Consider the following 26804-nt stretch of genomic DNA (forward strand, 5'->3'; position numbering starts at 1 on the left):
GGGGGTGGAACATGCGGGGGAAACCTCCCGATGCGTGGAGTACGGGGGTGTGCGGGAGCCTACTACGTCGCGGCTTCACGATGATCGGGCATCCGCTCGCCGCCGGCCGCCGCCTGATCGTCCGGCCCGGCGTCGGGCCCGGCGTCGGGCCAGCTCAGCACGTGCTCCATCAGCGCGACGAGCACCTCCTTGGACGACTCGCGGCGGCGGACGTCGCACAGGACCACCGGGACGCCCGGATCGAGGTCGAGCGCGATCGCGATGTCGGCGGGCCGGTGCGTGCGCACCCCGTCGAAGCAGTTCACCGCGACCACGAACGGGAGGTCCCGGCGCTCGAAGTAGTCGATGGCGGGGAAGCTGGCCGTCAGCCGGCGCGTGTCGGCGATCACCACGGCGCCGATCGCGCCCGCCGCCAGCTCGTCCCACATGAACCAGAACCGCTCCTGGCCGGGCGTGCCGAACAGGTAGAGCAGCAGCTGGTCCGACAGCGTGATGCGGCCGAAGTCCATCGCGACGGTCGTGGTCGACTTCGCGCCGACGCCGGACACGTCGTCCACCCCGACGCCGCGGTCGGTCAGCGGCTCCTCGGTGTGCAGCGGCCTGATCTCGCTGATCGAGCCGACCATCGTGGTCTTGCCGGCCCCGAACCCGCCCGCGATCAGGATCTTCGTGGTGACCGGCGGGCGGGACGCGAGGCCCACGCCCTCATAGTGCGCGGAGACCATTGAGCACCTCCCTCAGCACGCCGCTCGGCGGACGGCGGCCCGGCGCGGCGGGCTGCGCCTCGGCGACCACCGCGACGAGGCCCTCGTCCCGCAGGTCGCCGAGCAGCACCCGGACGACGCCGATGGGCAGCCCCAGGTCGGCGGCCAGGTCGACGACCGGGACGGGCGTCGCGCAGCGGCGCAGCACCCGTGCGTGGTCGGGGCTGTAGCGCAGCCGGTCACCGGCCGGGACGCCGGTGGCTGCCACCACCGCGATCAGCTCGAAGCCGGCGCCGTCCGGACGGGTCCGGCCCCGGGTCATCGCGTACGGACGCACGACCGGACCGGCGTCCCGGTCCAGCCACCGCTCTGCCGAGGGGGTCATCGGTGGTCACCGGCCCCGCGGCGCGGTCCCCCCGGCGCCCCCGAACTCCTCGGCGGCCGCCTGCGCGCCGAACCTCGGACTCGCCTGCAGGTGCTGCCCGACCCGCTTGACCAGCACCGCCATCTCGTAGGCGACGAGCCCGGCGTCGGCCTCGGCCTCGGCGATGACGGCGAGGCAGGTGCCGTCGCCCGCGGCCGTCACGAACAGCAGCAGCGCGTCCATCTCGATGATGGTCTGCCGGACGTTCCCGCCGGCGAAGTGCCGGCCGGCGCCGCGGGCGAGGCTCTGCACGCCCGAGGCGAGCGCGGACAGGTGCTCGGCGTCCTCGCGGGCCAGTTCGTTGGAGGCGGCCACGGCCAGGCCGTCCCGGGAGAGGATCACCGCCTGCCGTACCGCCGTCACGCGTTCGGCGAAGTCGTTGAGCAGCCAGTTCAGCTCACCGGTCGCGGTGTTGTGCATCATCGGTTTCCCTCATCCCCCACATCCGTCGCGCGGCCGCGACGCCATCCCTGCTGAATCGATGCCATCAGCGAGCGTGCCTCCTCGGGCGAGCGTGCGATGCCCTCGGACGTGCCCGCGCCGGCCGGTGCCGGCGGCGGCGCGGGCCGCTTGCGCAGCTGCGGCGCCAGATTCTTCTGCCTGACCCGGCGGGGCAGCCCCGCGTGGGTGCCCGCCGTCCCCGCCGGTTCCCAGTCGTCGTCCTCGTCGTGGTTCGCGCCCTGGCTCGCCTCGGTGGCGGCCCGCACGGTCACCACGGGCTGCGGGACGGCCTCGTCCGACCAGGGGTTCGGTGCGGTCCGCGGTGGCGGCTGGGTCTCGCGCAGCCGGACCACGGCCTCCGGCAGCGCGGCGGTCCCGGCCCGCGGCGCGGGCACCAGCACGGCGCCCGGCCCGCTCTCCGCCTCGCCGTCGGCGCGGGTGTCGAGCGGGGAGCCGCCGTCGCCGTCCGGTTCCGGCGCCGGGGGCAGCGCGCCCGCCGCCATCTGCTCGGCCGGGACGACCAGGTCGTGCGGCAGCAGCACGATCGCCGTCACGCCCCCGTACGGGGAGCGCTGCAGGGTCACCGAGACGGCGTGCCGGGCGGCCAGCCGCGCGACGACGAACAGGCCGAGTTGGTCGGTGTCGACGATGTCGTACTCGGGCGGCTCGGCGAGCCGCCGGTTCGCCTCGGCGAGCAGCTCCGGCTTGACGCCGAGCCCGCGGTCCTCGATCTCGACGGCGAAGCCGGTGCCGACCCGCTCGGCCTTGACCCGCACCTCGGTGTTCGGCGGGGAGAACGTCGCCGCGTTCTCGATCAGCTCGGCGAGCAGGTGGACGACGTCGGTGACGGCGGCGCCGACCAGGCCGTCCTCGGAGTCGGTGAGGACGGTGGCGCGGGTGTAGTCCTCGATCTCCGAGACGGCGGCGCGCAGCACGTCGGCGAACCGCACCGGCTGCCGCCAGCCGCGGCCGGGGGTGGCGCCGGACAGGATGATCAGGCTCTCCGCGTGCCGCCGCATGCGGGTGGTGAGGTGGTCGATGCGGAACAGGTCTTCCAGGTCGTCGGCCTCGGCGCGGCTCTCCAGGCCGTCCAGCATGGTGAGCTGGCGGTGCAGCAGCGACTGGTTGCGGCGGGCGATGTTGAGGAAGATCCGGCCGACGCCGGCGCGCAGCTCGGCCTGGCCGACGGCGGCGTCCACGGCGGTCCGCTGCACCTTGGCGAACGAGCCGGCGAGCCGGGCGATCTCGGTGGTGCTGCCCGCGTGCAGCGGCGGCGCCTCCGCCGCGACGTCCACGGTCTCGTTGCGGCTCAGCCGCTCGACGACGCCGGGCAGCCGCCGCTCGGCCAGTTCCTCGGCGGAGCCGCGCAGCCCGACCAGCTCGCGGACGAACCCGCCCGCGAACCGCAGCGACAGCAGCACCGACGCGACGATCGCCAGCAGGCCGAGCCCGCCGACGACGCCGAGGCTGACGTAGGCGTCCCGGCCGAGCCGGTCGGCGTGCTCGGCGGCCTGCTTGGAGTTGTCGAGGACCATCTCGTTCAGCGACTCGATCAGCGGGTCCGCCGTCCGCTGCCACTCCTGCGCCCCGACGGGCAGCGGCTTGCGCGGGTCGGCGCCCGCGATCCGGTCCTCGATGGCCTTGAAGCCCTGGTAGCGCTGGGACGCGAAGACGGGCGCGATCCCGGTCCGGTAGACGACCGGGTCGAGCAGCGTGCGCTGCTTGATCCACTGCCAGCGCTGCTCGCCGACCATCTCGACGAACAGCCGGTGCTCGGCCTTCGTCATCCTGCCCTTGCCGGCGAGCGCGGAGGCGATCAGCGCGTTCTCCCGCTGCAGCAGCTCCATGCCGCGGGCCGCGTGCCGGGTGGACAGCGTCCAGTTGTAGACGTCGGCGTCGTCGATGACGATGAGGCCGTCGTACAGCCGGTGCAGGTCGTCGACCATCGTGCTGTAGCCGTTGATCGCGGTCAGCCGGTCGGTGAGGCGCCCGTCGACGGCGGCGCGCAGCCCGCCGAGCCCGCCGAACGCCCGCAGGACGTCGGTGACGCGGCCCTCCATCTCCTCGGTGGCGGCGTCGCGGGCGGCCTCGGAGGTGGCCTCGCGGCGGAACCGCTCGACGGCCTGGTCGACGCGGGTGCGCTGGGCGACGAGGGCGACGGGGACGCCGCCGGGCGTGGAGCGCGGGGTGCTGAGGAACGTCCCGGACAGCTGGCGTTCCCGGCCGAGTTCCACCAGGACGCGCTGGCCGCTCGGCCCGAACGTGCGGTCGAGCGTGTGGTAGTTGCGCTGGGCGATGGCCTCGCGTCCGGTGACGCTCGCCGCGTACCCCCAGAGGGCGACCAGGGAGAGCAGCGGCACGAGCAGCAGCGCGGTCACCTTCGAGCGGATCGATCGCGTACGGGGGGTTTTCATGTGACCTCGAACGTTCCGGCCAGGAGGGTCCATGGATCATAAAGGCGGCCCGTGACGGGACCGCAACCCCTTTGGCGCCTTTCGGACGCATTGGCATCATTCCGTGTCACCTGCGGTGATGCGGGCGGGACGGGTGATCTTGCCGCAGGTATCCCGCCCGGATAGCGGCAAATCAGGACAATTTGCTTCATTTCCCCCTGTTGCTCTGCCGCATTGCGCCATACTCTGCTTCTTCACCACCGCTCGCGTCGCGCCGGCACGGGAAGGAGCCCCGCGATCCATACAGGCAACGACGGAGGCCGCAACGAGGTCGCCCCCGCCGGGCCGAGGGACACGGCCCACCGGGACGGAAGGACGGCCTTCGGGCCGGAGGGCGTTACGATGCCCGCCGTGAGTCCCGATAGCCAGGCATCCGAGGCACTGCCGTCGCGACGGCGCCGCGCCCCCCGCGGCGGCCGGCACCGCGGCGACGAGTCCTTCCTGCTGCCCCCCGGATCCCCCACGCTGGTCCTGGCCGTCCCCGGGCACGCCCGGCAGGGCGGCACCGAGATCGCCGCCGAACTGGCCCGGCTCGTCGAGATCGAGCACACCGGCCAGCCCGCCTACGTCGGGCACCTGGACGGCGACGAGGCGAGCCTGCACGGCCTCCTCGGCGCGCTGCGGCAGGAGCAGGACGAGGTGGCGGCCATCGTGGTGCCGCTGTCCACCGGCCCCGACCCCGCGCTCGACCGCGCCGTGCACGCCGCCGTGGCGAACTCGCGGGTGCGCGCCGTCGTCGCCGAGCCGCTCGGCCCGCACCCGCTGATCGCCGAGGCGCTGCACGACCGGCTCGCCGACGCTGGCCTCGCCCGCGCCGACCGGATCCGGCTGATGACGATGGTGACGGCCGCGTCCGGCGTCATCGTCGCGACGCCGGGGGACGCGACCGCCGTCCGGCAGGCCGAGGTCACCGGCGTGCTGCTCGCCTCCCGGCTGGCCGCACCGGTCTTCACCGCCTCGCTGAACGACGAGGCGTCGGTCAAGGCCGCGGCCGAGCAGTTGCGCGCCGCCGGTGCCGCGTCCATCGCGGTCGCGCCGCACCTCATCGGCTCCGAGCCGGAGGCCGCGCTGATCGCGCCGGCGGCCGCCACCGTGGGCGCCGCCTACTCGGCCCCCCTCGGCGCCCACCCGGCCCTGGCCAGAGTCGCGGCCCTCCGCTACGTCGAGGCGCTCTCCACCGCACTCGCCGACTAGCCCAGGGGTCTCCCCCTGGGCTGGTCTCAGCGGTTCTTGAAATTCGGTGTGCGCTTCTGGAGGGTCGCCGTCATGCCTTCGGCGAGGTCCTCGCTGAAGAAGGCGAGCGTCTGGACGGCGGTCTCCGCGGCCAGGTGGCGGCGGAGACCGGGGGCGTCCAGGGACGCGTTGAGCAGTTCCTTCGTGCGGCGCAGGCCGTACGGGGACTTGGTGAGCAGTTCGTCGGCGAGCGCCTGCGCGCCCGCCAGGTCCGCGCCCTCGGCGGTGATCTCGGTGATCAGGCCGAGCTCGTCGGCGCGGTGCACGTCCAGCCGCTGCGCCCGGTAGGAGATCTCCGCGGCCTTCGCCGGGCCGATCAGGCGCGGCAGCAGCCAGGAGAGCCCGCAGTCCCCGGCCGACAGGCCGAGGTTCGTGAACGGGACGACGAACCGGGTGGTCGGGTCGGCGACCCGCAGGTCGCAGGCCAGCGCCCAGGACACCCCCATGCCCGCGACCGGGCCGCGCAGCGCCGCGATCACCGGCTGCGGGATCTCCCGCAGCCGGGCGGTGACCTCGGCGCCGCGCGCGATGCCCCGGTAGAGCCGCTGGACGCGGCCCTCGGCGGTCTCCCCGCCCGGGTCGCCGCCCTGGATGTCCATGCCCGAGCAGAACCCGCGGCCCTCGCCGGTGAGCACGACCACGTGGGTGGACGGGTCGCGCGCCAGCTCGTTGAGGGCGTCGAGCATCTCCTCGGTCAGGGCGCCGTCGACGGCGTTCAGTCGCTCCGGCCGGGACAGGGTGATCGTGACCACCCCGTCCCGCCGGTCGAGCTTGATCCCGTCCAACGGCTCAGGAGGTGAGCTGCTGGATCAGGGGGCCCATCTGCTCGCCCACGTTCTTGAAGACCACCAGCGGCTCGTTCCCGCTGATGGCCGCCCAGTTGTCCCGGACGTCCTCGACCGACAGCGTGGTGTTCTGCCCGTAGCCGGGGCCCTCCGCGACGAAGATCTTCGCGATCCGGCCGCCGCCGACCGTGTAGACCTCGCCGGAGTCCTCGCTGGACTCGTGCACGAGCCAGGCGACGAGCGGCGTCACCTGGTCGACGCCGAGCTTGTCGGCGAAGTCGGCGGGCAGCAGGTCCTCGGTCATCCGGGTCCAGGCGACCGGGGCGATCGCGTTGGCCTTGATGTTGTACTTGGCGCCCTCCTGCGCGAGGGTCTTGGTGAACCCGACCAGGCCCATCTTCGCGGTGGCGTAGTTCGCCTGGCCGAAGTTGCCGAACAGGCCCGCCGGGGACGAGGTGTTCACGATCCGGCCGTAGCCCTGCTCGCGCAGGTGCGACCAGGCGGCGCTGGACACCAGGAACGAGCCGCGCAGGTGGACGGCGATGACCGCGTCGAACTCCTCGACGCTCATGTTCTTGAACGACCTGTCGCGCAGGATGCCGGCGTTGTTGACGACGATGTCGACCTTGCCGAACGCGTCCAGCGCGCTCTGGATCACGGCCTGCGCGCCCTCGGGCGTCGCGACGTTGTCGGGGTTCGCGACGGCCTCGCCGCCGTTCTTGGTGATCTCGTCCACGACCTCCTGGGCGGGGCCGGCGGAGGCGCCGACACCGGACCGGTCGCCGCCGAGGTCGTTCACGACGACCTTGGCGCCGCGCGCGGCGAGCTCCAGGGCGTGCCGGCGGCCGAGGCCGTGGCCGGCCCCGGTCACGACCGCGACCCGGCCGTCGTAGCGCAGTTCCGACATTCGCTTCTCCTCACATCGTGGGGCCCGCACCCCAGGAAATCATCCGGGGCTACCGAGTGGTACCACTAAACCGAATCTCGCTCGGGCGCGCTCCACCGGGGTCCCTCCCGAGTACGATGGATCGCGAGGGAAGTTGCGCCGAATGCCGCAAATGGCCGGGGCTGCCGCGTAGTCTCGGGCGAACCGCGAGGAGCAACGGAGGTCCCGCCCCGATGATCGCCGCCGACGTCCCGGCCGCCGGCCGCCGCCCGTACCGCGTCGTGCAGTGGGCGACGGGCGCGCTCGGCCGCAGCGCGATCAGGGGCGTCCTCGACCGCGACGACATGGAGCTCGCCGGCGTCTGGGTGCACACCCCCGCCAAGGAGGGCGCCGACGCCGGGGCCCTGGCCGGCCGCGAGCCGATCGGGATCGCCGCCACCCGCGACATCGCCGACATCCTCGCCCTGGACGCCGACTGCGTGATCTACGCGCCGAGCCCCGCCCACGACCGGCCCCGCGAGCTGGACACGATCTGCTCGCTGCTCGCGTCCGGCAAGAACCTGATCTCCCTCAGCGGGCTCGTCTACCCGCACGCGCACGGCCCGCAGTTCGTCGGCGAGCTGGAGCAGGCGTGCAAGCGGGGCGGGACGAGCGTGCACGGCAGCGGCGTCAGCGGCGGCTTCATGGCCGACGTCATGCCGCTCGTGCTGTCGCGGCTGTCCCGGCGGATCACCCACGTCTACGCCCGCGAGTGCACCGACTTCGCCCGGCACCCGTCCTGGCGGATGGTGCACGAGATGATCGGCTTCGGCAAGACCGAGGAGGCGTACCGGCGCGCGCTGCGGCCCAACCGCGCCGCGATGCGCGCGATGTTCGCCGAGAGCCTGCACCTCGTCGCGGCGGGCCTCGGCGTCGACCTCGACGAGATCGACATGGACGTCGACTACCGGCTCGCCGGCACCGACCTCGTCACCGCCGCCGGGCCGATCCCGCACGGCACCGTCGCGGCGGCGCGCTGGACGTTCAGCGGGCTCGCCGCCGGCCGCCCCGTCATCACCGTCGAGGTCGTGCACAAGGCCAACGCCGCGCGGATGTCGCAGGAGTGGGGCCGCCCCGGGTACTCGCTGCGCGTGGACGGCCGCCCGTCGCTGACCCTGTCCGTCGACGAGGACTGGGTCTCCGACGTGATCTCCGCCGCGTCCGCGCACGCGCTGAACTCCGTCGCGGCCGTCTGCGCCGCCGCCCCCGGGATCCGCACCTACCTCGACCTGCCGATGGTCAGCGGGCGCATGCACGTGTGACCGCCCGCCCGCGCGACCGCTGAGGCCGTGACCGCTGACGCCGTGACCGCTAGGGCAGGGTCCGCGCCGGTTCCCCTTCGGCATCGGCCTCCGCCGCCGCCTCCTCGCGGGCCTCCCGGCGGCGCTTGCGGACGCTCCACACCACCAGCCCGGCGACGGCCGCGACCGCGAGCCCGATCGCGAGCCCCCGGCCCGCCAGCTTCGCCGCGTGCTCGAACGCCGTGCCCGCGAAGTAGCCGCCGAGCGTGAAGGTCACCACCCACGTCACGCCGCCGATGACGTTGAACACCAGGAACTTCGGATACGGCAGCCGGGAGCTGCCCGCCAGCGCCGGCATCAGCGCCCGGAGCAGCGCGGTGAACCGCCCGATGAACACCGCGAACGCGCCCCGCCGCCGGATGAGGTCCTGCGCGCCGGCGACCTTGGCGCGGTGCCTGCGCATCACCCCGGCCTCCAGCAGCCGCGGCCCGTACTTGCGGCCGATCTCGTAGCCGACGGAGTCGCCCACGACCGCCGCGACCACCGCGATGACGAGCAGCAGCGGCAGCGACAGGACGTCCTGGCTGGCGAGCACGCCGCCGACGACGATCGCGGTCTCGCCGGGGAACACGAACCCGACGAACAGCGCGGCCTCGGCGAACACCAGCGCCGCGATGACGAGGTAGATCATCGCGGGTGGCAGCCCGTCCACCAGTGCGTTGAACTGTTCGAGCATGGACCCCCGCCATCTCGCTCCGGCCGGAACCGCTTCGCGGCCGTTTCACAGTAGCTACCGACGGTTATGGTAGCCGCGAGGTTCCCTTGCCCGGATCGGCCGTTCGGACGATCATCGGGAGGGACGGCGGAGTCACCGCGGGAGGCACGGCATGAGCGTCCAGGAGGTCGAGGGAGGCCGGTTCGTCCGGCAGGCGAACCGGTTCACCGACCGGATCACCGCCGACGGGTCGTCGGGGTTCCCGGCCGAGCCGGGCCGGTACCGGCTGTTCGTCTCCTACGCGTGCCCGTGGGCGCACCGCACGCTGATCGTGCGGTGGCTCCTCGGCCTGGAGGACGTGATCGGCGTCGCCGTGGTCGACCCCATCCGGGACGAGAAGGGCTGGCGGTTCCCCGACCGCGACCCCGTCACCGGCGCGGTGTTCCTGTCCGAGCTGTACCTCGCCACCGACCCGTCGTTCCAGGGCCGCTACACCGTCCCGTCCATCTGGGACACCGAGACCGAGCGCCTGGTCACCAACGACTTCCCGAACATCACCACCATGTTCGAGACGGAGTTCACCGCCCACCACCGGCCGGGCGCGCCCGACCTGTACCCGCAGGCGCTCCGCCCCGAGATCGACGAGCTGAACGACCTCGTCTACAGGACGGTCAACAACGGCGTCTACAAGGCCGGGTTCGCCACGTCCCAGGGCGCCTACGAGGAGGCGTTCGACGCCCTCTTCGCCACCCTCGACCAGATCGAGGAGCGCCTGTCCACCCGCCGCTACCTGTTCGGCGACGCCGTCACCGAGGCCGACGTCCGCCTCTACCCGACGCTGGCGCGCTTCGACGCCGTCTACCACGGCCACTTCAAGTGCAACCTGCGGCGGCTGGCCGACTACGAGAACCTGTGGGGCTACGCCCGCGACCTGTACGCGATCCCCGCGTTCGGCGAGACGACGAACTTCGACCACATCAAGCGCCACTACTACGTGACCCAGCGCAACATCAACCCGTCCGGCGTGGTCGCCAAGGGCCCGGCCGTCGACTGGACCGTCCCGCACGGCCGGGACCGCTGACGGCGTTCTTTGACGGTGACCCTCGTTATGCTGGCGGATCTCCATCGATCCGCACGAAAGGCATGACCCGACCATGCGCAGCCAGTTCTTCGGCAACCTCGACCAGGGCCAGCAGCTTCCCGGCCACTTCGCCCTCCAGAACTCCAAGATGCTCCGCGTCCACCTGAACGGGGACGTCCTCGCCCGGCAGGGCTCCATGGTCGCCTTCCAGGGCCAGATGGAGTTCGACTACGAGGGCTCCGGCGGCATCGGCAAGTTCATGAAGAAGGCCCTGACCGGCGAGGGCGTGCCGCTGATGCGCGTCAAGGGCCAGGGCCTGCTGTTCGTCGCGAACGACGCCGACGACATCCACCTGTTCTACCTGGAGAACGAGGGCCTCACCGTCAACGGCAAGAACATCCTCGCCTACGACTCGACCCTGCAGTCCGACATCCAGCGCGTCCAGGGCGCGGGCATCGCCGCCGGCGGCCTGTTCAACACCACCCTGCAGGGCACCGGATGGGTGGCGCTCACCACACACGGGACGCCCGTCATGCTCGACTGCGGCCGCGCCCCCACGTTCGCCGACGGCCAGTCCGCCGTGGCGTGGAGCACCAGCCTGCAGGTCGGCGTCAACCGCACCTTCAAGGCCGGCGCCCTCATCGGCCGAGGCAGCGGCGAGGCCATGCAGCTCGCCTACCAGGGGCAGGGCTTCGTGCTCGTCCAGGCCAGCGAGGGACCGACCGTCCCGCACCACACCCACTGACCCGGGAACCGGCCGGGGGTCGCTCTCGCGCATGCCGCCGAGCGGAGGGCGATAAACACGGTAGCCTGGGGATCGTCTCAGAACTCACCTGCGAGCAGCGGAAGAGGGCGATCTCCGCCGTGTCGACAGAGTCGTCGCAAACAAGTGCCGACCCCAAGATCACAGATTTCGGCGCCAACGAGTGGCTGGTCGACGAGCTGTACCAGAAGTACCTCGAAGACCCGAACTCCGTTGACGAAGCCTGGTGGAACTTCTTCGCGGACTACCAGCCGGACAGCCGGCCGTCGTCGGCGACCCCCGCGTCCCCCCAGGCGACCACCGAGGGCGCGGCCCCGGCCGCGAACGGCACCGCGGCCGCCCCGCCGACATCGCAGCGCCCGGCCGCGCCGCCGCGCGCGGCCGCCAAGCCCGCGCCGAAGGCGGCGGAGAAGCCGGCTCCGCCGCCGGTGCCGGCGGGCGCCGAGGAGGTCCGGCTGCGCGGCGTCGCCGCCCGGACGGCCACCAACATGGAGGCCAGCCTCGGCATGCCGACGGCGACCAGCGTGCGCGCCGTCCCGGCGAAGCTGCTGGTCGACAACCGCATCGTCATCAACAACCACCTGAAGCGCGGGCGCGGCGGCAAGGTCTCGTTCACGCACCTGATCGGGTACGCGATCGTCCGGGCGCTCACCGCGATGCCGGAGATGAACGCCGCGTTCACCGAGGTGGACGGCAAGCCGGTGCTGGTCCGGCCCGAGCACGTCAACTTCGGGCTGGCGATCGACCTGCAGAAGAGCGACGGCTCCCGGCAGCTCGTCGTGCCGAGCATCAAGGCCGCCGAGACGCTGGACTTCCGCCAGTTCTGGGCCGGCTACGAGGAGGTCGTCCGCAAGGCCCGCGGCGGCAAGCTCGCCATCGAGGACTTCCAGGGCACCACGATCAGCCTGACGAACCCGGGCACGATCGGCACGGTCCACTCGGTGCCGCGGCTGATGCCCGGCCAGGGCACGATCATCGGCGTGGGCGCGATGGAGTACCCGGCCGAGTTCGCGGGCGCGTCCGGCGAGACGCTGTCGCGCATGGGGATCAGCAAGGTGATGACGCTGACCTCCACCTACGACCACCGCATCATCCAGGGCGCCCAGTCCGGCGACTTCCTGCGCCGCATCCACGAGCTGCTGCTCGGCGAGGACGGCTTCTACGACGAGATCTTCGAGGCGCTGCGCATCCCGTACGAGCCGGTGCGCTGGGTCAAGGACATCTCCGCGAGCCATGACGACGACGTCGCCAAGGTCGCCCGCGTCCACGAGCTGATCCACGCCTACCGGGTCCGCGGCCACCTCATGGCCGACACCGACCCGCTGGAGTACAAGCAGCGCCGCCACCCCGACCTCGACATCCTCAAGCACGGCCTCACCCTGTGGGACCTGGAGCGCGAGTTCGCGACCGGCGGGTTCGGCGGCAAGCCGACGATGAAGCTGCGCGACATCCTCGGCGTGCTGCGGATGGCGTACTGCCGGACGGTCGGCATCGAGTACATGCACATCCAGGACCCGGAGGAGCGCGCCTGGATCCAGGAGCGCGTGGAGGTCCCGCACGACAAGCCGTCGCGCGAGGAGCAGCTGCACGTGCTGCGCCGCCTCAACAGCGCCGAGGCGTTCGAGACGTTCCTGCAGACGAAGTTCGTCGGGCAGAAGCGGTTCTCGCTGGAGGGCGGCGAGTCGGTCATCCCGCTGCTGGACTCGGTCATCTCGGCCGCCGCGAAGGAGAACCTCGACGAGGTCGTCATCGGCATGGCGCACCGCGGCCGGCTGAACGTCCTCGCCAACATCGTCGGCAAGTCCTACGGGCAGATCTTCGGCGAGTTCGAGGGCAACCTCGACCCGCGCAGCGCGCAGGGCTCGGGCGACGTGAAGTACCACCTCGGCGCGTCCGGCGACTTCGTCGCCGGCGACGGCTCCAAGATCCACACCGAGCTGGTCGCGAACCCCTCCCACCTGGAGACGGTCGACCCGGTGCTGGAGGGCGTCGTCCGCGCCAAGCAGGACGTCCTGGACGTCGGCGAGGCCGGCTTCACCGTGCTGCCGATCCTGATCCACGGCGACGCCGCGTTCGCCGGGCAGGGCGTGGTCGCCGAGACGCTGAACCTCTCGCAGCTGCGCGGCTACCGCACCGGCGGCACCGTGCACGTCATCATCAACAACCAGGTCGGCTTCACCACCGCCCCCGAGTACTCGCGGTCCAGCGTCTACGCGACCGACGTGGCCCGGATGATCCAGGCGCCGATCTTCCACGTGAACGGCGACGACCCGGAGGCGTGCGCGCGGGTCGCGCGGCTGGCGTTCGAGTACCGGCAGACGTTCAAGAAGGACGTCGTCGTCGACATGGTCTGCTACCGGCGCCGGGGCCACAACGAGGGCGAGAACCCCTCGTTCACCCAGCCGCTGATGTACGACCTGATCGACGCCAAGCGCTCGGTGCGCAAGCTCTACACCGAGGCGCTGATCGGCCGCGGCGACATCACGGTGGAGGAGGCCGAGCAGGCGCTCCGCGACTACCAGGAGCAGCTGGAGCGGGCCTTCACCGAGACCCGCGAGGCGGTGAAGAAGCCCCTGGAGCCTGGCTCGGTCGTGAAGCCCGACGTCGAGGAGCGCATCCCGATCGACCACGGCAAGGCCGGCACGGCGATCCCGCCGGAGACCGTCAAGCGGATCATCGAGACGCAGGTCAGCCTGCCGGAGGGCTTCACCCCGCACCCGCGGCTGCAGCCGATCCTGCAGCGCCGCGCCCAGATGATCGAGGACGACGCGATCGACTGGGCGACCGGCGAGCTGCTCGCGATGGGCTCGCTGCTGATCGACGGCCGCCCGGTGCGGCTCGTCGGGCAGGACACCCGGCGCGGCACGTTCGGCCAGCGGCACGCGGTGCTCGTCGACCGCAGGACGGGCGAGGAGTACACGCCGCTGAAGCAGTTCGGGCAGGGCGTGTCGAAGTTCTACGCGCACGACTCGCTGCTCAGCGAGTACGCGGCGATGGGCTTCGAGTACGGCTACTCGATGACGCGGCCGGACGCGCTGGTCTGCTGGGAGGCCCAGTTCGGCGACTTCGCCAACGGCGCCCAGTCGGTGGTGGACGAGTACATCTCCTCCGGTGAGCAGAAGTGGGGCCAGCACTCGAGCGTCGTCCTGCTGCTGCCGCACGGCTACGAGGGCCAGGGGCCCGACCACTCGTCCGCGCGGATCGAGCGGTACCTGCAGATGTGCGCGCAGGACAACATGACCGTGGTGTACCCGACCACGCCGGCGAACTACTTCCACGTGCTGCGCTGGCAGGTGCTGTCGGGCCGGAACAAGCCGCTGGTGGTGTTCACGCCGAAGTCGCTGCTGCGGCTGAAGGCGGCGACGTCGCCGGTCGAGCAGATCACCGAGGGCGCGTTCCAGCCGGTCATCCCGGAGAGCGACCCGGCGATCGACCCGGCGGGCGTGCGGCGGGTGCTGCTGACCACCGGCAAGATCTACTACGAGGTGGTCAAGGCCCGGCAGGCGGCGGGCGCGAACGACACGGCGGTCGTCCGGGTCGAGCGGCTGTACCCGCCGCCGGTGGACGAGATCAAGGCGGAGCTGGCCAAGTACCCGGCCGACGCCGAGGTCGTGTTCGTGCAGGACGAGCCCGCGAACATGGGCGCCTGGCCGTTCATGGCGCTGAAGCTGCCGCACCACATCGAGGGCCTGCGGATGTCCCGGGTGTCGCGCCCGGCGTCCTCGTCCCCGGCCGTCGGTTCGGCGAAGCTGCACCAGGCCGAGCAGGAGGCCCTGCTGGCGAGACTGTTCGGCGAGCGGAAGTAGGCCGGCCGGCAGCAGGAATCGACGAGACCCGAGGGCTCCGGTGCGTCGCGCCGGAGCCCTCGGCGTCCCGACGGCATGATCGAGAAGGAAGACACCCGTACATGTACTTCACCGATCGGGGCATCGAGGAGCTGACGGACCGGCGCGGCGCGGAGGAGGTCAGCCTGACCTGGCTCGCCGAGCGGCTCCGCGAGTTCGTGGACCTGAACCCCGAGTTCGAGACGCCCGTCGACCGGCTCGCCACCTGGCTGGCCCGGCTGGACGACGAGGACGAGTAACTCGGCCCGCAAACACGACATGTCTTGACTTTTCGGAAACGCGACATATCGTGTTCACTGATGGCGGAGCCGGACGAAGGGCACATCGCGATGTCGCACTGGACGATCGAGGAACCCACCACCCTGGACTTCGACGGCGTGGTCGCGCTGCGCGTCACGGTGATCGCGGGCAGCGTCTCGGTGCTCGCCTCCGACGAGCGGCCGTCCATCATGGTCGGCGACGTCCAGGGGCCGCCGCTGACGGTCACCCACGAGGCCGGCATGCTGACCGTCACGCACGAGAAGCTGTGGGAGGGCGTGCTGAGCTGGCTGCGCACCCACAACGTCCGCGCGGCGATCACGGTGACCGTCCCGCACGACTGCCCGGTCTCGCTGACCCTTGTGTCGGCGGACGCGATCGTGACCGGCATGACGACCCGCACGTCCATCAAGAGCGCGACCGGCAACGTGACGCTGGACGGCGTCGCGGGCGCGATCGACGCCAACACCGTGTCCGGCGCGATCGAGGCGCAGGGCCTGGACGGGACGGTCCAGTTCACCTCCGTCTCCGGCGACCTCGCCCTCGCCGGCGCGTCCCTCGGCCGCCTCGGGGCCCGCACGGTCAGCGGCCGCATCGCCGCCGACGTCGACCTGCCCGGCGACGCCGCCGTGGACGTCCACACGGTGTCGGGCGAGGTGGCGCTGCGCGTCCCCGAGTCCGCCGGCGCGCAGGTCTCGCTCAGCTCCGCCGCCGGCCGGATCGAGACGTCCTTCCCCGAACTCGGCCGCCAGGACCGCACCATCGCGCAGAGCGTCACCGGCAAGCTCGGCGACGGCACCGGCCGGCTGACCGTCAACACCGTCTCCGGCGCGATCACCCTCCTCGGCCGCGACGACGCCTCCGAGATCACCACCGGCCCCCGAATGGAGAAGTGAGACGTGAGCCCCGTTTTCGGGCATGGGCGGCTGCGGCTGTACCTGCTGAAGCTGCTGGAGGAGAGCCCGCGGCACGGCTACGAGGTGATCCGGCTGCTGCAGGACCGGTTCCTCGGGGTCTACTCGCCCTCCCCCGGCACGATCTACCCGCGGCTCGCCCGGCTGGAGTCCGAGGGACTCGTCACGCACGAGGTGATCAAGGGCAAGAAGGTGTACTCGCTGACCGACAAGGGCCGCGAGGAGCTGGAGCGCCGGATGGACGAGCTCGCCGACCTGGAGGAGGAGATCTCCGCCTCGGCGCAGGAGTTCGCCCGCGGCGTGCAGGAGGACGTGCGGCAGACCGTCCGGACGCTGCGCGAGGAGCTGACCCAGGCCGCCCGGACGATGCGCGACCAGGGCAAGGCCACGTCCAAGGAGGCGTGGAAGGAGACCACCGAGCGCCAGAAGGACGAGTGGAAGCGGCAGAAGGAGTACTGGCGCGACCAGAAGCAGGCGTGGAAGGAGGAGTGGCGGCAGAACTGGGACGACGCGTGGAAGACCGCGACCGGCACCCGCGACGACGTCGCGCGCCTCAAGCTGGAGCGCCTGCTCCGCACGTTCGTCGAGGACGTCCGCAAGTCGGCGAAGAAGGCCCGCCTCGACGAGGACGACCTCGCAGCCGCGCAGGCGCTCCTGGACGAGACCCGGGAACGCCTGGCGAAGGAGATCTTCCGCAGGGAGCCGTGACCGGGAGCACCCCGGCCACGGCCCCGCCGGCTCACGGCGTGAAGACGATCTTCCCGAAGATGTCGCCCTCGGCCATCGCGGCGAACCCCGCGCGGGCCTCGCTCAGCGGCAGCGTCCGGTCGATCAGCGGGCGGGTGCCGGTCTTGACCAGGAACCGGGCGAGCCGCTCCAGCTGCGCCCGCGTCCCCATGGTGGAGCCGACCACCGACAGCTGCAGGAAGAACACCCGGTTCAGCTCCGCCGGCGGCACCTGGCCGCTGGTGGCGCCGGACACCACGATCCGCCCGCCCGGCCGCAGCGACTTCAGCGAGTGCGACCAGGTCGCCTGGCCGACGGTCTCGATGACGGCGTCGACCCGCTCGGGCAGCCGCGCGCCCGTCTCGAACGCCGCGTCCGCCCCGAGTTCCCGGGCCCGCTTGCGCTTGGCCTCGCTCCGGCTCGTCGCATAGACCCGGAACCCGGCGGCCGACGCCAGCGTGATCGCGGCCGTCGCCACACCGCCCCCTGCGCCCTGCACCAGCACCGACGACCCGGGCTGCAGCCCGGCCTTGTCGAACAGCATCCGGTAGGCGGTCAGCCACGCCGTCGGCAGGCAGGCCGCCTCCTCGAACGACAGCTCGGCGGGCTTCGGCACGAGGTTGCGGCGCGGCACCGCGACCTTCTCCGCCATCGTCCCCTGGTGGACCTCCGACAGCAGCGACCGCTTCGGGTCGAGGGTCTCGTCGCCGCCGCCCCGCTCCGGGTCGCCGATCACCGAGTGGACGATGACCTCGTTGCCGTCCTCGTCCACCCCGGCCGCGTCGCAGCCGAGGATCATCGGGAGCCTTTCGGCCGGGAGGCCGACGCCCTTCAGCGACCACAGGTCGTGGTGGTTGAGCGCGGTGGCCTTCACCGTGACGGTCGTCCAGCCGTCCGGTACCTCGGGATCGGGCCGCTCCCCCACCGTCAGCCCGTTCAGCGGATTGTCTGCGTCGATCTGTGTGGCAGTGACAGCGAGCATGCCCCGACACTAACCGTCTCCGGGGTGCGGACGGCCGGTGGGGCCGGTCCCTTCCGGCCGCGCGGGCACTCCGCGACAATGCCCCCATGCGGTTCCGAGCGCTCCTCCTCACCGGGCTGATGCTCACGGCGGCCTGCACGGCGGCCTGCACCACGGCCAACGGCACAGCGGACGGCACGGAGAAGGCGGCCGGCCCCGCCAGTCCCGCCGCGGCGCCGCCGGGCGGTCTCGCCAACCCGCGGATCATGAACTGCGCGAACCGGAACGCCTCGTTCCCGGAGGAGCGCGACGGCCCCGTCACGACCGGCCCGGACGACCTCGTCGTGGAACCGCTCATCATCAGCGGGCTCCGCGCCTGGGCGGACGCCGACCCGACCGAGCACGGGCGCGACGGCCGCTACAAGGTCGGTGTCGTCCTGCGCGCCGGGAAGACGGCCACGCTGTCGATCCCGGCGGAGTACCGCGAGGCCGCCGGGCTGCTCTACAGCGAGGCCGCCCAGCAAGCGCACACCCCGGCGGAGGCCGACCACGCGATCACGTTCACCGCCTGCCCCGACCACGACACACCGTTCCCGGGGTACCTGTTCGTGCCGCACCGGCAGCGCGTCCCGCTGGTGGTCCGCCCCGAGGGCGGAACCGCGACCCGCGAAGTGATCTCCTTCTTCGCGGGCCGCTGAGCCGGCCCGCGCTAGAGGACCTTGGAGAGGAAGTCCTGGGTGCGCGGGTGCTGCGGGTTGGTCAGCACGTCGCGCGGGGTGCCCTCCTCGACCACGACGCCGCCGTCCATGAAGACGAGCGAGTCGCCGACCTCGCGGGCGAAGCCCATCTCGTGCGTGACCACGACCATGGTCATGCCGTCGAGGGCGAGCTGCTTCATGACCTCGAGCACCTCGCCGACGAGCTCGGGGTCGAGCGCGGACGTCGGCTCGTCGAACAGCATGAGCGCCGGCTCCATGGCGAGCGCCCGCGCGATCGCCACCCGCTGCTGCTGCCCGCCGGACAGCTGCGAGGGGTAGCTCTGCGCCTTCTCGGCGAGCCCGACGCGCTCCAGCAGCGTGAGGGCCTGCTGCTTGACCTGGTCCTTCGGCAGCTTCTTGACCCACACCGGCGCCCCCATGACGTTCTCCAGCGCCGTCTTGTGGGGGAAGAGGTTGAAGCGCTGGAACACCATGCCGATATCACGACGCTGCGCGGCGACCTCCCGGTCGCGCAGCTCGTAGAGCTTGCCGCCCGACTGCCGGTAGCCGACCAGGTGGCCGTTCACCCACAGCCGGCCCGCGTTGATCTTCTCCAGGTGGTTCATGCAGCGCAGGAACGTGGACTTGCCCGACCCGGACGGCCCGACGACGCACATCACCTCGCCGGGCTTGACCTCCAGGTCGATGCCCTTCAGCACCTCCAGCCGGCCGAACGACTTGTGCACCCGCTCGGCCTTGACGACCAGGCCGGCGGCCTCGGCCGCCTTCTCCCCGGTGGGCACGCCGCTCACGGTCCCCTCACCTCCGCTCATTGCCCGCCGCCCCTGGTGCGGAGGCGAAGCCACTGCCGGGCCTCGGACCCCTCGCCGTTGCTGCCGCGGACGCCCTTGCTGTAGTGGCGCTCCAGGTAGTGCTGGCCGACCATCATGATCGAGGAGAGCGCCAGGTACCAGAGGCAGGCCATCACCAGCATCGGGATGACCTTGTACGTGACGGCGGAGATCGTCTCCTGGGTGCGCGTCAGCTCCGCGTAGGGGATGGCGACGACCAGCGAGGTGTTCTTCAGCGTCGAGAGCGCCTCGTTCCCCGTCGGGGGGACGATCACGCGCATCGCCTGCGGCAGCACGATCCGGCGCATGGTCTGCGTGCGGGACATGCCGAGGGCGCTGGACGCCTCCTGCTGGCCCTCGTCCACCGAGAGGATCCCGGCACGGATGATCTCCGCCATGTAGGCGGCCTCGTTGAGCGTCAGCCCCAGCGCCGCGGCGCTCGCGGCGTTGATCAGCGTCTGCGTCTGCCAGGTGTGGAACTCGGGTCCGAACGGGATCCCGATCCCCACCGTGGGGAACAGCGAGCCGATCGCGCCCCAGATGAGGAGCTGCGTGTAGAGCGGCGTACCGCGGAAGAACCAGAGGTAGAGCCAGGCGGCCCCGCTCAGCAGCGGGTTCGCGGACAGCCGCATCAGCGAGAGGACGATCCCGAGCAGCACGCCGCCGGCCATCGCGACCACGGTGAGCCAGATGGTGTTCCGGACGCCCATCAGCACCGGCTTGGAGAACAGGTACTTCCACTGCTCCGACCATTCCAGGGACTTGCTGGTCAGCAGGAAGTGGACGAACATCGCGGCGAGCACCGCGATGACGGCGGCGGCCACCCAGCGGCCCGGGTGCCGCACGGGGACGGCCTTGATCGTTTCGGGCCGTCCCCCTTCGACGTCGGTGTCGACCGTCATTCGATCAGCTCTGCGCCGCGTTGATCGCCGGATCGGTGATCGCGCCGCTCTCCACGCCGTACTTCTCCAGGATCTGCTTGTAGGTGCCGTCGGTGATCAGCGCCTTGACCGCACCCTGCACGGCCTCCTTGAACTGGCCGTTCTCCTTCTTGAAGATGAAGCCGTACGGAGCGGTGTCGTACACCTCGCCGATGAGCTCCAGCTTGCCGCCGGTCTGCTTCACCGCGTAGCCGGCGATCGGCGAGTCGGCCGCCATCGCCTGCACCTTGCCCGCCACGAGGTCGTTGGTGACCTCGGTCTGCTGGTTGCGGACGACGGTCTTGATGGCCGGCTTGCCCGCGTCGGTGCACTTCTTGCTCCGCGCCTCCAGGTCCTGGACCTGGACGGTGCCGTGCTGGACGCCGATGCTCTTGCCGCAGGCGTTGTCGGGGGTGACGCCGTCGGGGTTGCCCTTGAGCGCGGCCCACGACGTCCCGGCGGAGTAGTAGGTGACGAAGTCGACCGCCTTCTCCCGCTCCTTGTTGTCGGTGAAGGACGAGACGCCGATCTCGTACTTGCCGGACTGGACGCCCGGGATGATCGTGTCGAAGCCGGCGTTCTGGAACTCGGTCTTCAGGCCCAGCTTGCCCGCCACCGCGGTGAACAGGTCGACGTCCCAGCCGACGATCTTCTGCGACGCGGGGTCGACGGACTCGTTGGGCGGGTAGGACGCGTCGGTGCCGATCGAGATCTTGCCGTCGCTCTTGATCGCGTCCGGGACCATGGCCGCGAGCTTGCTGTCCACACTCGTATTCGTGGCGGCGGAGCCGCCCGAGTCGCCAGAGTCGTCACTGTCACCGCATGCGGACAGGGCGAGGGCGCCGGTCAGCACGAGAGCGCTCGCCGCGACAAGGCGGCGGCGCAGAGAACCGGTGGTCACTGGTCCCCCTCCAGATGGTTGCGTCGGATCAGCGTAGATCCGAAGGTCAGGTGCACAGTTTGGCGCACAACCTCCCTGATCTGGATAAAGGGTCCGAAACAATCACGCAACGAGGTAGCGCCGGAACGGCGCGCCGACCTCCCCGTTACGCACCGTGTGCTACCGGACCACTACATGTGGCGACCGTCACGTGACGGTCAACACCCACCCCGGCCACCGGGCGGGCGAGACCCCGTGTGGCACAATCGGACAACGGGTGACCCCCGTACGTCGCGAGATGACCACCAGGTGTCCGGCCACCACGCCACCACCACCGCGGCGGCATCGCAAGAAAGCCAACTTTCACTGACAGGGGTCGCTGTGGCTGCTGAGCCCATTACCACCGAACCGCTCTCACTCGAAGACGATCCGGCCTTCCCGCTGCACCGCGGCGGCAAGCTGGAGATGCGGTCGACCATCCCGGTCCGCAACAAGGACGACCTTTCGCTGGCCTACACGCCCGGCGTCGCCCGCGTGTGCACCGCCATCGCCGACAACCCCGAGCTGGCCTACGACTACACCTGGACGTCCAGGGTCGTCGCCGTCGTCACCGACGGCACCGCCGTGCTCGGCCTCGGCGACATCGGCCCGGCCGCGTCCATGCCGGTCATGGAGGGCAAGTCCCTGCTGTTCAAGGAGTTCGCCGACGTCGACTCGGTGCCGATCGCGCTGAGCTGCACGGGCGTGGACGAGATCGTCGACACGGTGATCCGGATGGCGCCGAGCTTCGGCGGCATCAACCTGGAGGACATCAGCGCCCCCCGCTGCTTCGAGATCGAGGACCGGCTGCGCGCCGCGCTCGACATCCCCGTCTTCCACGACGACCAGCACGGCACCGCGATCGTCGCGCTCGCCGCGCTGAAGAACGCGGCCCGCTTCGTCGGCAAGCCCCTCGGCGAGCTGCGCGCGGTCGTCGCGGGCGCCGGCGCGTCCGGCATCGCGGTCTCCAAGATGCTGATCGAGGGCGGCATCGGCGACATAGCGCTGTCGGACAGCAAGGGCCTCATCCACGAGGGCCGCGACGGCCTGAACCCGGTCAAGGAGCGCATCGCCGCGATCACCAACCGGTCGCACCTGAAGGGCTCCACCGAGGAGGCGCTGCGCGGCGCGGACGTGTTCATCGGCCTGTCCGGCAGCACGGTCCACGAGTCCTGCGTCGCCACCATGTCGGAGAACTCGATCGTCTTCGCCCTCTCCAACCCGACCCCCGAGGTCCACCCGGAGGTCGCCCGCCGGCACGCCAAGGTCGTCGCGACCGGCCGCAGCGACTTCCCGAACCAGATCAACAACGTGCTGGCGTTCCCGGGCATCTTCCGCGGCGCGCTGGACGTCCGGGCCCACACGATCACCGAGGGCATGAAGCTGGCCGCCGCGAACGCGCTGGCCGACATCGTCGGCGACGACCTGACCGCCGACTACATCATCCCGAACCCCTTCGACGACCGGGTCGCCCCGGCCGTCACCGCCGCGGTCGCCGACCAGGCCCGCCGCGAGGGCGTCAACCGCATCTGATCTTCGCGCCGCCGGACGGCCCGTGCCCGATCATGGGGCACGGGCCGTTCGATTGGTCCATAAACTCGGCCATCAGCGGGACCGAATTCACATAATTTCACGTCGGCACTGTGATCCAGGCCGCAAATCTTCCCCTGGAGGCGGTGTAATCCTTGCCAACGGGGAATAGACCCTGGCAATTCGTCCGATCCGCCCGAGTCCGTCGGGAGCGACAGTGAACCTGGCCTCGTACGCAGACCTGGCGATCGATCTCGTGAACACGCGCCGTCCCGGCGGGGACGAGCTGTGCGATCTCGAGGGGCTGCGGGCCTTGCTGGCGCAGCGGCCGCATCTCGGCGGCCGGACCGCGCACCGCGATCTCGACGCCATGCGCGAACTGCGCGCGCAGCTGCGCGCCGTCTTCGCCGCCGCAGCGCGCGGGGACGAGGACGACGCGGTCGACCGCCTCAACACGCTGCTCATCCATCATCCCGTCCATCCGCAGCTCACCCGGCACGACGACAAGGACTGGCACCTGCACTTCAACGAGGCCGGTTCGATCACGGACCGCTACGCGGCCCGCGCCGTGATGGGCCTCGTGGCGAAGATCGCCTCGCACGGCCCGGACCGGCTCGGCACCTGCCGGGCGGAGGACTGCGAGCGGGTGTTCTTCGACACGACCGCGAACGGCTCGCGCCGCTACTGCTCCGACCGCTGCGCGGGACGCCCGAGCGTGACCGCCGCCTGCCACCCGAACACCCCCCGCGTCACCGTCCCGGCCCGGGACGGCGGCCGGTAGCGCGGTCACGTCACGAGCTTCACGGGGAAGGGCCGGTAGCGGGCCAGGACGCGTCCCTTGACGAGCGCGTCCGGGACGGCGCCGAAGTCCCAGCTGTCGCTGCGCCCGGGGGCGCGCTGGTTGTCGCTCTCCAGCCACCAGCCCTCATCGGTGCGGTGCGAGGCGCGCTTCACGATCAGGAGCCTGGGACGCCGCGGATGCTCGGCGACGACGACGGCGCCCGGGGCGGGACGGCCACCGGCGCGGACGAGGAGCCAGTCCCCCGGTGCCAGCCCTGGCAGCATCGACTCCCCGGTGACCTCGACCGTGCGCAGCCGCCGGGCCCCGGCCGCCGCGAGCACGGCGGCGCCGGCGAGGCCCCAGAGCACCGGACGGCGCGGCCTGCGGATCCGCATGGTCCTCCTCGCGGGTCCGCATACATCGGCGGACCGTGGTCATGACACCCCCCGAGGGGCTCCGGGCCGCGCGCGGCCCGGGTCTTAGGCCGAAATACCGAGCGCCCTGGCCGGACGTGCCCAGGGACACAAGGGTAATGTCGGTGCCCTGAGCATGATCCGCAACGAGGGAAGGGATTCGCAGGTGTTGCTCAAGCTTCTGCGCCCGAAGACTACGGTGTCCGCGCACTGCGACCTGCCGTGCGGCGTCTACGACCCGGCGCAGGCCCGGATCGAAGCCGAGTCGGTCAAGGCGATCTGCGAGAAGTACGCCGCCAACGAGGACCCGGAGTTCCGCTCCCGGGCGATCCTGATCAAGGAGCAGCGCAGCCAGCTGGTCAAGGAGCACCTGTGGGTGCTCTGGACCGACTACTTCAAGCCGCCGCACTTCGAGAAGTACCCGCAGCTGCACCAGCTGTTCAACGAGGCCACCAAGCTGGCCGGCGGTGGCGGCGGCACGAAGGCCACCATGGACGTCAAGGTCGCCGAGGACCTGCTGGGCAAGATCAGCGAGATCGACAAGATCTTCTGGGAGACCAAGCAGTCCTGATCTGAAGGAACGGTGAGGCCCGACCGGCGGCTGGTCGGGCCTCCGCCATCTCCGGGCGGCGCGTCAGGAGCGGGCGGCCTTGGTGAGGGCGTCGCCGGTCAGGCGGTAGACCATCCATTCGTCCTGGGGGCGGGCCCCCAGGGATTCGTAGAAGCCGATGGCCGGGGTGTTCCAGGTGAGGACGGCCCATTCGACGCGTTCGTAGCCTCGGGCGTCGGCGACGCGGGTGAGCTCGGTGAGGAGGGCCTTGCCGTAGCCGTGGCCGCGGACGTCCGGCTCGACGAACAGGTCCTCCAGATAGATGCCGTGCGTGCCGTTCCACGTGGAGAACGTGAGGAACCAGAGCGCGAAGCCGACCACCCTGCCCTCGTGCTCCACGACGTGCGCGAACACCTTGGGATCTTCACCGAAGAGCCGGTCGTGCAGTTGCTCCTCGGTGGCCTTCACCTCGTGGAGGGCGCGCTCGTAGTCCGCCAGCTCGCGGATCAGCCGCAAGATCTCCGGGACGTCGTCTGGGGTCGCATACCGAATCACCCCGGCAGGGTATTCGAACGGGACGTATGGGGCGCGCGGGGGGCGCGCGGGCGTGACTCACGCCTCGCCCGGCGGGGGTTTGGAACGCGTCAGTTGAGGTCCGTGCCGCGTTCGTAGGAAAGCCACGCGCGCCGGAGTCTCCGACCACGCCCCGCAGGCGGTAGTTTCGAAGCAGCGGGACCATCCTGCGAGGGAGTGACGTGACCGAGGAAACCGCTGCAATGCCGGCCAGTACGAAGTTGTCCGTCCGCGACGTGGTGACGGTGAAGCTGCCGGCCGCGAGCGCCTACCTGTCCGTGCTGCGGACGGCGACCGCGGGACTCGCGGCCAGGCTCGACTTCACGCTGGACGAAATCGAGGACCTGCGCATCGCCGTGGACGAGGCGTGCGCGATGCTGCTGTCCCAGGCCCTGCCCGGGACCGACCTGACGTGCGAGTTCGAGCTGACCGGGGACGCCATGCGCATCTCCGTGTCGGTGCTCACCGTGGACGGTGAGGAACCCAGCCGCGACACCTTCGCCTGGACGGTCCTGTCGTCCCTGGCGGGCGAGGTGGACGCCGAGGTGGGCGCCGACGACCGGGTCACCGTGACGCTGCAGAAGCGGCGCGGCGCGGCGGGGGCCCCGTGACGGAGAAGACGACGACGGAGGAGACGACGGTCGCCGCCGCGAGCACCGAGCGGACCGAGCGGACCGAGTCCGCGGTGCCCGACCGGGCGCGGGCGCGCGCGCTGTTCGAGCGCCTCACCGAGCTTCCGGAGGGCGATCCGGAGCGCCAGCGCATCCGGGACCAGCTCGTCGAGCTGCACCTGCCGCTGGTGGAGTACCTCGCCCGCCGCTTCCGCAACCGCGGCGAGTGGCTGGACGACCTGATCCAGGTCGCCACCATCGGCCTGATCAAGTCGATCGACCGGTTCGACCTGGAGCGCGGCGTGGAGTTCTCCACCTACGCGACGCCCACGATCGTCGGCGAGATCAAGCGGCACTTCCGGGACAAGGGCTGGGCGGTGCGCGTCCCGCGCCGGCTGCAGGAGCTGAAGCTGTCGCTGACCAAGGCGATCAGCGACCTCGCGCAGCGCGAGGGCCGCGCGCCGACGGTGAGCGAGCTGGCCGCGCACCTGCAGATGAGCGAGGAGGAGGTGCTGGAGGGCCTGGAGTCGGCGAACGCCTACTCCACCGTCTCCCTGGACGCCCCCGACTCCGGCGACGAGGACGCTCCCGCGGTCGCCGACTCGCTCGGCATGGTGGACGAGTCGCTGGAGGGCGTGGAGTACCGCGAGTCGCTCAAGCCGCTGCTGGAGAAGCTGCCCGCGCGGGAGAAGAAGATCCTGCTGCTGCGGTTCTTCGGCAACATGACGCAGTCGCAGATCGCCGCGGAGCTCGGCATCTCGCAGATGCACGTGTCCCGGCTGCTGGCCCGCACGCTGGCGCAACTCCGCGAGGGCCTCACCGCCGACGAGTGAGCACGCGCGAAGGGCCCCGGGTTCGTTCCCGGGGCCCTTCGGTGTTCGCGGCCGGTGCTTGGTGGTCGGTTCTGCGCGGTCAGTTCTTGGTGGGCTGTTCCTTGAGGCGGTCCATGAGGCGCCGGCCCAGCGAGCGGGGGTCGGGCGGCGCCGCCCGCACGGGCTCGGGCTGCTCCGGCGGGGCCTCGGCGGCGTCCTCGCCCGTGTCCGCGTCGTGGTCCTCGATCAGCCAGGCGGTGCTCGGCGGGCTGAGGACGGTGATCAGCGCGAGCGCGGCGACGACGCCCATCGGGATCGCGATGCCGGGCTGGTCGCTCTGCAACATCGACCAGGCGATCGGCAGCGCGAACAGCTGGGTGAGGACGGTGGGGGCGTGGCTCCACTGGTCGGCGCGCAGCAGGCCGCGGGCGCACGCGAGCATGCCGATCCCGCCGGCGAGGGCGAGGACGGTGACCCCGATCGCGCTGGCCGGGTCGACGGCGGCGCCGATGGCCGTCTCCACCCCGGTGTAGACGCCGAATCCGACGGCGGCGAGGCCCTCCGCGCCCTCCAGGGCGGCGGCGGCCCGCACGGTGCTGGGGAGCTTGCTCACACCGTGAACCCTACTCGTCCCGTTCACCTGCGCGTCCCCTACCCTCGCCCGTCCCTTACGCTTG

Annotated in this window: 28 protein-coding genes; 14 read left to right on the forward strand and 14 right to left on the reverse strand. The window is 71.5% G+C overall.

The window, feature by feature from the left end:
* Nucleotides 1-62: 62 nt before the first annotated feature.
* The 4 genes from ABZ806_RS18530 to ABZ806_RS18545 are packed head-to-tail and all read right to left on the reverse strand — an operon-like array spanning nucleotide 63 to nucleotide 3983.
* The gene (locus ABZ806_RS18530) at nucleotides 63-725 is read right to left on the reverse strand and encodes a GTP-binding protein (protein ID WP_500218529.1); all 663 of its coding nucleotides are present in this window, start codon (nucleotides 723-725) and stop codon (nucleotides 63-65) included.
* Complete coding sequence (locus ABZ806_RS18535; protein ID WP_500218530.1) at nucleotides 706-1089, reverse strand: DUF742 domain-containing protein; 384 nt, start codon at nucleotides 1087-1089, stop codon at nucleotides 706-708. Before ABZ806_RS18535 ends, ABZ806_RS18530 begins: the two co-directional genes overlap by 20 nt.
* Nucleotides 1090-1095: 6 nt before the next feature.
* Nucleotides 1096-1551 carry a roadblock/LC7 domain-containing protein gene (locus ABZ806_RS18540; protein WP_500218531.1) on the reverse strand — a complete coding sequence of 152 codons (456 nt, stop codon included), beginning with the start codon at nucleotides 1549-1551 and terminating at the stop codon, nucleotides 1096-1098.
* Nucleotides 1548-3983, reverse strand: a complete 2436-nt coding sequence (locus tag ABZ806_RS18545) for a sensor histidine kinase (protein ID WP_500218532.1) — start codon at nucleotides 3981-3983, stop codon at nucleotides 1548-1550. Before ABZ806_RS18545 ends, ABZ806_RS18540 begins: the two co-directional genes overlap by 4 nt.
* Nucleotides 3984-4373: 390 nt before the next feature.
* On the opposite strand from ABZ806_RS18545, the gene ABZ806_RS18550 reads away from it, so the two are divergent.
* Entirely contained in the window at nucleotides 4374-5216 is an 843-nt protein-coding gene (locus ABZ806_RS18550; protein WP_500218533.1) for a sirohydrochlorin chelatase, read from the forward strand.
* Between the two features lie 26 nt (nucleotides 5217-5242).
* On the opposite strand, the gene ABZ806_RS18555 is transcribed toward ABZ806_RS18550, so the two are convergent.
* Nucleotides 5243-6040: an enoyl-CoA hydratase/isomerase family protein gene (locus ABZ806_RS18555; RefSeq protein ID WP_500218534.1), complete on the reverse strand. Its 798-nt coding sequence runs from the start codon at nucleotides 6038-6040 to the stop codon at nucleotides 5243-5245.
* Nucleotides 6041-6044: 4 nt separating this feature from the next.
* Nucleotides 6045-6947: an SDR family oxidoreductase gene (locus ABZ806_RS18560; RefSeq protein ID WP_500218536.1), complete on the reverse strand. Its 903-nt coding sequence runs from the start codon at nucleotides 6945-6947 to the stop codon at nucleotides 6045-6047.
* A gap of 212 nt (nucleotides 6948-7159) precedes the next feature.
* Between ABZ806_RS18560 and ABZ806_RS18565 the strand changes: the two genes are divergently transcribed.
* Nucleotides 7160-8227, forward strand: coding sequence for an NAD(P)H-dependent amine dehydrogenase family protein (locus tag ABZ806_RS18565; protein ID WP_500218537.1), 1068 nt, complete (start codon nucleotides 7160-7162; stop codon nucleotides 8225-8227).
* A 49-nt stretch (nucleotides 8228-8276) separates the two neighbouring features.
* On the opposite strand, the gene ABZ806_RS18570 is transcribed toward ABZ806_RS18565, so the two are convergent.
* Nucleotides 8277-8942 (reverse strand): DedA family protein, encoded by a 666-nt coding sequence (locus tag ABZ806_RS18570; protein ID WP_500218539.1) that lies wholly within the window; start codon nucleotides 8940-8942, stop codon nucleotides 8277-8279.
* A gap of 151 nt (nucleotides 8943-9093) precedes the next feature.
* Here ABZ806_RS18570 and ABZ806_RS18575 point away from each other — a divergent pair, with 151 nt between their 5' ends.
* The 6 genes from ABZ806_RS18575 (at nucleotide 9094) to ABZ806_RS18600 (ending at nucleotide 16490) form a co-directional block, all read left to right on the forward strand.
* The gene (locus tag ABZ806_RS18575; RefSeq protein ID WP_500218540.1) at nucleotides 9094-10002 is read left to right on the forward strand and encodes a glutathione S-transferase family protein; all 909 of its coding nucleotides are present in this window, start codon (nucleotides 9094-9096) and stop codon (nucleotides 10000-10002) included.
* A gap of 73 nt (nucleotides 10003-10075) precedes the next feature.
* A complete protein-coding gene (locus ABZ806_RS18580) occupies nucleotides 10076-10747 on the forward strand; it encodes an AIM24 family protein (RefSeq protein WP_500218541.1) in 672 nt (223 codons plus the stop codon).
* A 119-nt stretch (nucleotides 10748-10866) separates the two neighbouring features.
* Nucleotides 10867-14571 (forward strand): multifunctional oxoglutarate decarboxylase/oxoglutarate dehydrogenase thiamine pyrophosphate-binding subunit/dihydrolipoyllysine-residue succinyltransferase subunit, encoded by a 3705-nt coding sequence (locus tag ABZ806_RS18585; protein ID WP_500218542.1) that lies wholly within the window; start codon nucleotides 10867-10869, stop codon nucleotides 14569-14571.
* 101 nt (nucleotides 14572-14672) lie between these two features.
* Nucleotides 14673-14849: a DUF6104 family protein gene (locus ABZ806_RS18590; RefSeq protein WP_500218543.1), complete on the forward strand. Its 177-nt coding sequence runs from the start codon at nucleotides 14673-14675 to the stop codon at nucleotides 14847-14849.
* Nucleotides 14850-14909: 60 nt separating this feature from the next.
* Nucleotides 14910-15764: a DUF4097 family beta strand repeat-containing protein gene (locus ABZ806_RS18595; RefSeq protein ID WP_500218544.1), complete on the forward strand. Its 855-nt coding sequence runs from the start codon at nucleotides 14910-14912 to the stop codon at nucleotides 15762-15764.
* Between the two features lie 3 nt (nucleotides 15765-15767).
* The gene (locus tag ABZ806_RS18600) at nucleotides 15768-16490 is read left to right on the forward strand and encodes a PadR family transcriptional regulator (RefSeq protein WP_500218545.1); all 723 of its coding nucleotides are present in this window, start codon (nucleotides 15768-15770) and stop codon (nucleotides 16488-16490) included.
* 31 nt (nucleotides 16491-16521) lie between these two features.
* Here the strand turns inward: ABZ806_RS18600 and ABZ806_RS18605 are convergent, their stop codons facing one another.
* Nucleotides 16522-17490: a zinc-binding dehydrogenase gene (locus tag ABZ806_RS18605; RefSeq protein WP_500218546.1), complete on the reverse strand. Its 969-nt coding sequence runs from the start codon at nucleotides 17488-17490 to the stop codon at nucleotides 16522-16524.
* A gap of 86 nt (nucleotides 17491-17576) precedes the next feature.
* On the opposite strand from ABZ806_RS18605, the gene ABZ806_RS18610 reads away from it, so the two are divergent.
* The gene (locus tag ABZ806_RS18610; protein WP_500218547.1) at nucleotides 17577-18167 is read left to right on the forward strand and encodes a hypothetical protein; all 591 of its coding nucleotides are present in this window, start codon (nucleotides 17577-17579) and stop codon (nucleotides 18165-18167) included.
* A gap of 11 nt (nucleotides 18168-18178) precedes the next feature.
* Here ABZ806_RS18610 and ABZ806_RS18615 read toward each other — a convergent pair whose 3' ends face one another.
* From ABZ806_RS18615 to ABZ806_RS18625, 3 genes are read right to left on the reverse strand one after another with little or no spacing between them, the layout of a single operon-like run.
* The gene (locus ABZ806_RS18615) at nucleotides 18179-19000 is read right to left on the reverse strand and encodes an amino acid ABC transporter ATP-binding protein (RefSeq protein WP_500218548.1); all 822 of its coding nucleotides are present in this window, start codon (nucleotides 18998-19000) and stop codon (nucleotides 18179-18181) included.
* Nucleotides 18997-19920, reverse strand: a complete 924-nt coding sequence (locus tag ABZ806_RS18620) for an amino acid ABC transporter permease (protein ID WP_500218549.1) — start codon at nucleotides 19918-19920, stop codon at nucleotides 18997-18999. Before ABZ806_RS18620 ends, ABZ806_RS18615 begins: the two co-directional genes overlap by 4 nt.
* A gap of 4 nt (nucleotides 19921-19924) precedes the next feature.
* Nucleotides 19925-20839 carry an ABC transporter substrate-binding protein gene (locus tag ABZ806_RS18625; RefSeq protein ID WP_500218550.1) on the reverse strand — a complete coding sequence of 305 codons (915 nt, stop codon included), beginning with the start codon at nucleotides 20837-20839 and terminating at the stop codon, nucleotides 19925-19927.
* Between the two features lie 360 nt (nucleotides 20840-21199).
* On the opposite strand from ABZ806_RS18625, the gene ABZ806_RS18630 reads away from it, so the two are divergent.
* Both ABZ806_RS18630 and ABZ806_RS18635 read left to right on the forward strand, forming a co-directional pair.
* A complete protein-coding gene (locus tag ABZ806_RS18630) occupies nucleotides 21200-22390 on the forward strand; it encodes an NAD(P)-dependent malic enzyme (RefSeq protein ID WP_500218551.1) in 1191 nt (396 codons plus the stop codon).
* A 214-nt stretch (nucleotides 22391-22604) separates the two neighbouring features.
* Nucleotides 22605-23168, forward strand: coding sequence for a CGNR zinc finger domain-containing protein (locus tag ABZ806_RS18635; protein WP_500218552.1), 564 nt, complete (start codon nucleotides 22605-22607; stop codon nucleotides 23166-23168).
* A gap of 5 nt (nucleotides 23169-23173) precedes the next feature.
* On the opposite strand, the gene sodX is transcribed toward ABZ806_RS18635, so the two are convergent.
* Nucleotides 23174-23563 carry a nickel-type superoxide dismutase maturation protease gene (sodX, locus tag ABZ806_RS18640; RefSeq protein WP_500218553.1) on the reverse strand — a complete coding sequence of 130 codons (390 nt, stop codon included), beginning with the start codon at nucleotides 23561-23563 and terminating at the stop codon, nucleotides 23174-23176.
* A 184-nt stretch (nucleotides 23564-23747) separates the two neighbouring features.
* On the opposite strand from sodX, the gene sodN reads away from it, so the two are divergent.
* The gene (gene sodN, locus ABZ806_RS18645; protein WP_500218554.1) at nucleotides 23748-24152 is read left to right on the forward strand and encodes a superoxide dismutase, Ni; all 405 of its coding nucleotides are present in this window, start codon (nucleotides 23748-23750) and stop codon (nucleotides 24150-24152) included.
* Nucleotides 24153-24215: 63 nt separating this feature from the next.
* On the opposite strand, the gene ABZ806_RS18650 is transcribed toward sodN, so the two are convergent.
* Complete coding sequence (locus tag ABZ806_RS18650) at nucleotides 24216-24686, reverse strand: GNAT family N-acetyltransferase (RefSeq protein WP_500218555.1); 471 nt, start codon at nucleotides 24684-24686, stop codon at nucleotides 24216-24218.
* 200 nt (nucleotides 24687-24886) lie between these two features.
* Between ABZ806_RS18650 and ABZ806_RS18655 the strand changes: the two genes are divergently transcribed.
* Both ABZ806_RS18655 and ABZ806_RS18660 read left to right on the forward strand, forming a co-directional pair.
* Complete coding sequence (locus tag ABZ806_RS18655; protein ID WP_163062446.1) at nucleotides 24887-25315, forward strand: ATP-binding protein; 429 nt, start codon at nucleotides 24887-24889, stop codon at nucleotides 25313-25315.
* A gap of 74 nt (nucleotides 25316-25389) precedes the next feature.
* The gene (locus tag ABZ806_RS18660; RefSeq protein ID WP_024935411.1) at nucleotides 25390-26148 is read left to right on the forward strand and encodes an RNA polymerase sigma factor SigF; all 759 of its coding nucleotides are present in this window, start codon (nucleotides 25390-25392) and stop codon (nucleotides 26146-26148) included.
* 79 nt (nucleotides 26149-26227) lie between these two features.
* On the opposite strand, the gene ABZ806_RS18665 is transcribed toward ABZ806_RS18660, so the two are convergent.
* Nucleotides 26228-26740 (reverse strand): hypothetical protein, encoded by a 513-nt coding sequence (locus ABZ806_RS18665; protein ID WP_500218556.1) that lies wholly within the window; start codon nucleotides 26738-26740, stop codon nucleotides 26228-26230.
* Between the last annotated feature and the right edge of the window lie 64 nt (nucleotides 26741-26804).

Source organism: Spirillospora sp. NPDC047418, from assembly GCF_040643275.1.
GTDB lineage: Bacteria > Actinomycetota > Actinomycetes > Streptosporangiales > Streptosporangiaceae > Spirillospora.

What these genes read in the sequence shown, in the direction of transcription:
- ABZ806_RS18560 (WP_500218536.1), bottom strand. Translation starts at nt 6,947, where the DNA reads ATGTCGGAACTGCGCTACGACGGCCGGGTCGCGGTCGTGACCGGGGCC.
- ABZ806_RS18610 (WP_500218547.1), top strand. Translation starts at nt 17,577, where the DNA reads ATGCGGTTCCGAGCGCTCCTCCTCACCGGGCTGATGCTCACGGCGGCC.
- ABZ806_RS18545 (WP_500218532.1), bottom strand. Translation starts at nt 3,983, where the DNA reads ATGAAAACCCCCCGTACGCGATCGATCCGCTCGAAGGTGACCGCGCTG.
- ABZ806_RS18595 (WP_500218544.1), top strand. Translation starts at nt 14,910, where the DNA reads ATGGCGGAGCCGGACGAAGGGCACATCGCGATGTCGCACTGGACGATC.
- ABZ806_RS18575 (WP_500218540.1), top strand. Translation starts at nt 9,094, where the DNA reads ATGAGCGTCCAGGAGGTCGAGGGAGGCCGGTTCGTCCGGCAGGCGAAC.
- ABZ806_RS18530 (WP_500218529.1), bottom strand. Translation starts at nt 725, where the DNA reads ATGGTCTCCGCGCACTATGAGGGCGTGGGCCTCGCGTCCCGCCCGCCG.
- ABZ806_RS18570 (WP_500218539.1), bottom strand. Translation starts at nt 8,942, where the DNA reads ATGCTCGAACAGTTCAACGCACTGGTGGACGGGCTGCCACCCGCGATG.
- sodX (WP_500218553.1), bottom strand. Translation starts at nt 23,563, where the DNA reads ATGCGGATCCGCAGGCCGCGCCGTCCGGTGCTCTGGGGCCTCGCCGGC.
- ABZ806_RS18605 (WP_500218546.1), bottom strand. Translation starts at nt 17,490, where the DNA reads ATGCTCGCTGTCACTGCCACACAGATCGACGCAGACAATCCGCTGAAC.
- ABZ806_RS18580 (WP_500218541.1), top strand. Translation starts at nt 10,076, where the DNA reads ATGCGCAGCCAGTTCTTCGGCAACCTCGACCAGGGCCAGCAGCTTCCC.
- ABZ806_RS18565 (WP_500218537.1), top strand. Translation starts at nt 7,160, where the DNA reads ATGATCGCCGCCGACGTCCCGGCCGCCGGCCGCCGCCCGTACCGCGTC.
- ABZ806_RS18620 (WP_500218549.1), bottom strand. Translation starts at nt 19,920, where the DNA reads ATGACGGTCGACACCGACGTCGAAGGGGGACGGCCCGAAACGATCAAG.
- ABZ806_RS18590 (WP_500218543.1), top strand. Translation starts at nt 14,673, where the DNA reads ATGTACTTCACCGATCGGGGCATCGAGGAGCTGACGGACCGGCGCGGC.
- ABZ806_RS18535 (WP_500218530.1), bottom strand. Translation starts at nt 1,089, where the DNA reads ATGACCCCCTCGGCAGAGCGGTGGCTGGACCGGGACGCCGGTCCGGTC.
- ABZ806_RS18615 (WP_500218548.1), bottom strand. Translation starts at nt 19,000, where the DNA reads ATGAGCGGAGGTGAGGGGACCGTGAGCGGCGTGCCCACCGGGGAGAAG.
- ABZ806_RS18540 (WP_500218531.1), bottom strand. Translation starts at nt 1,551, where the DNA reads ATGATGCACAACACCGCGACCGGTGAGCTGAACTGGCTGCTCAACGAC.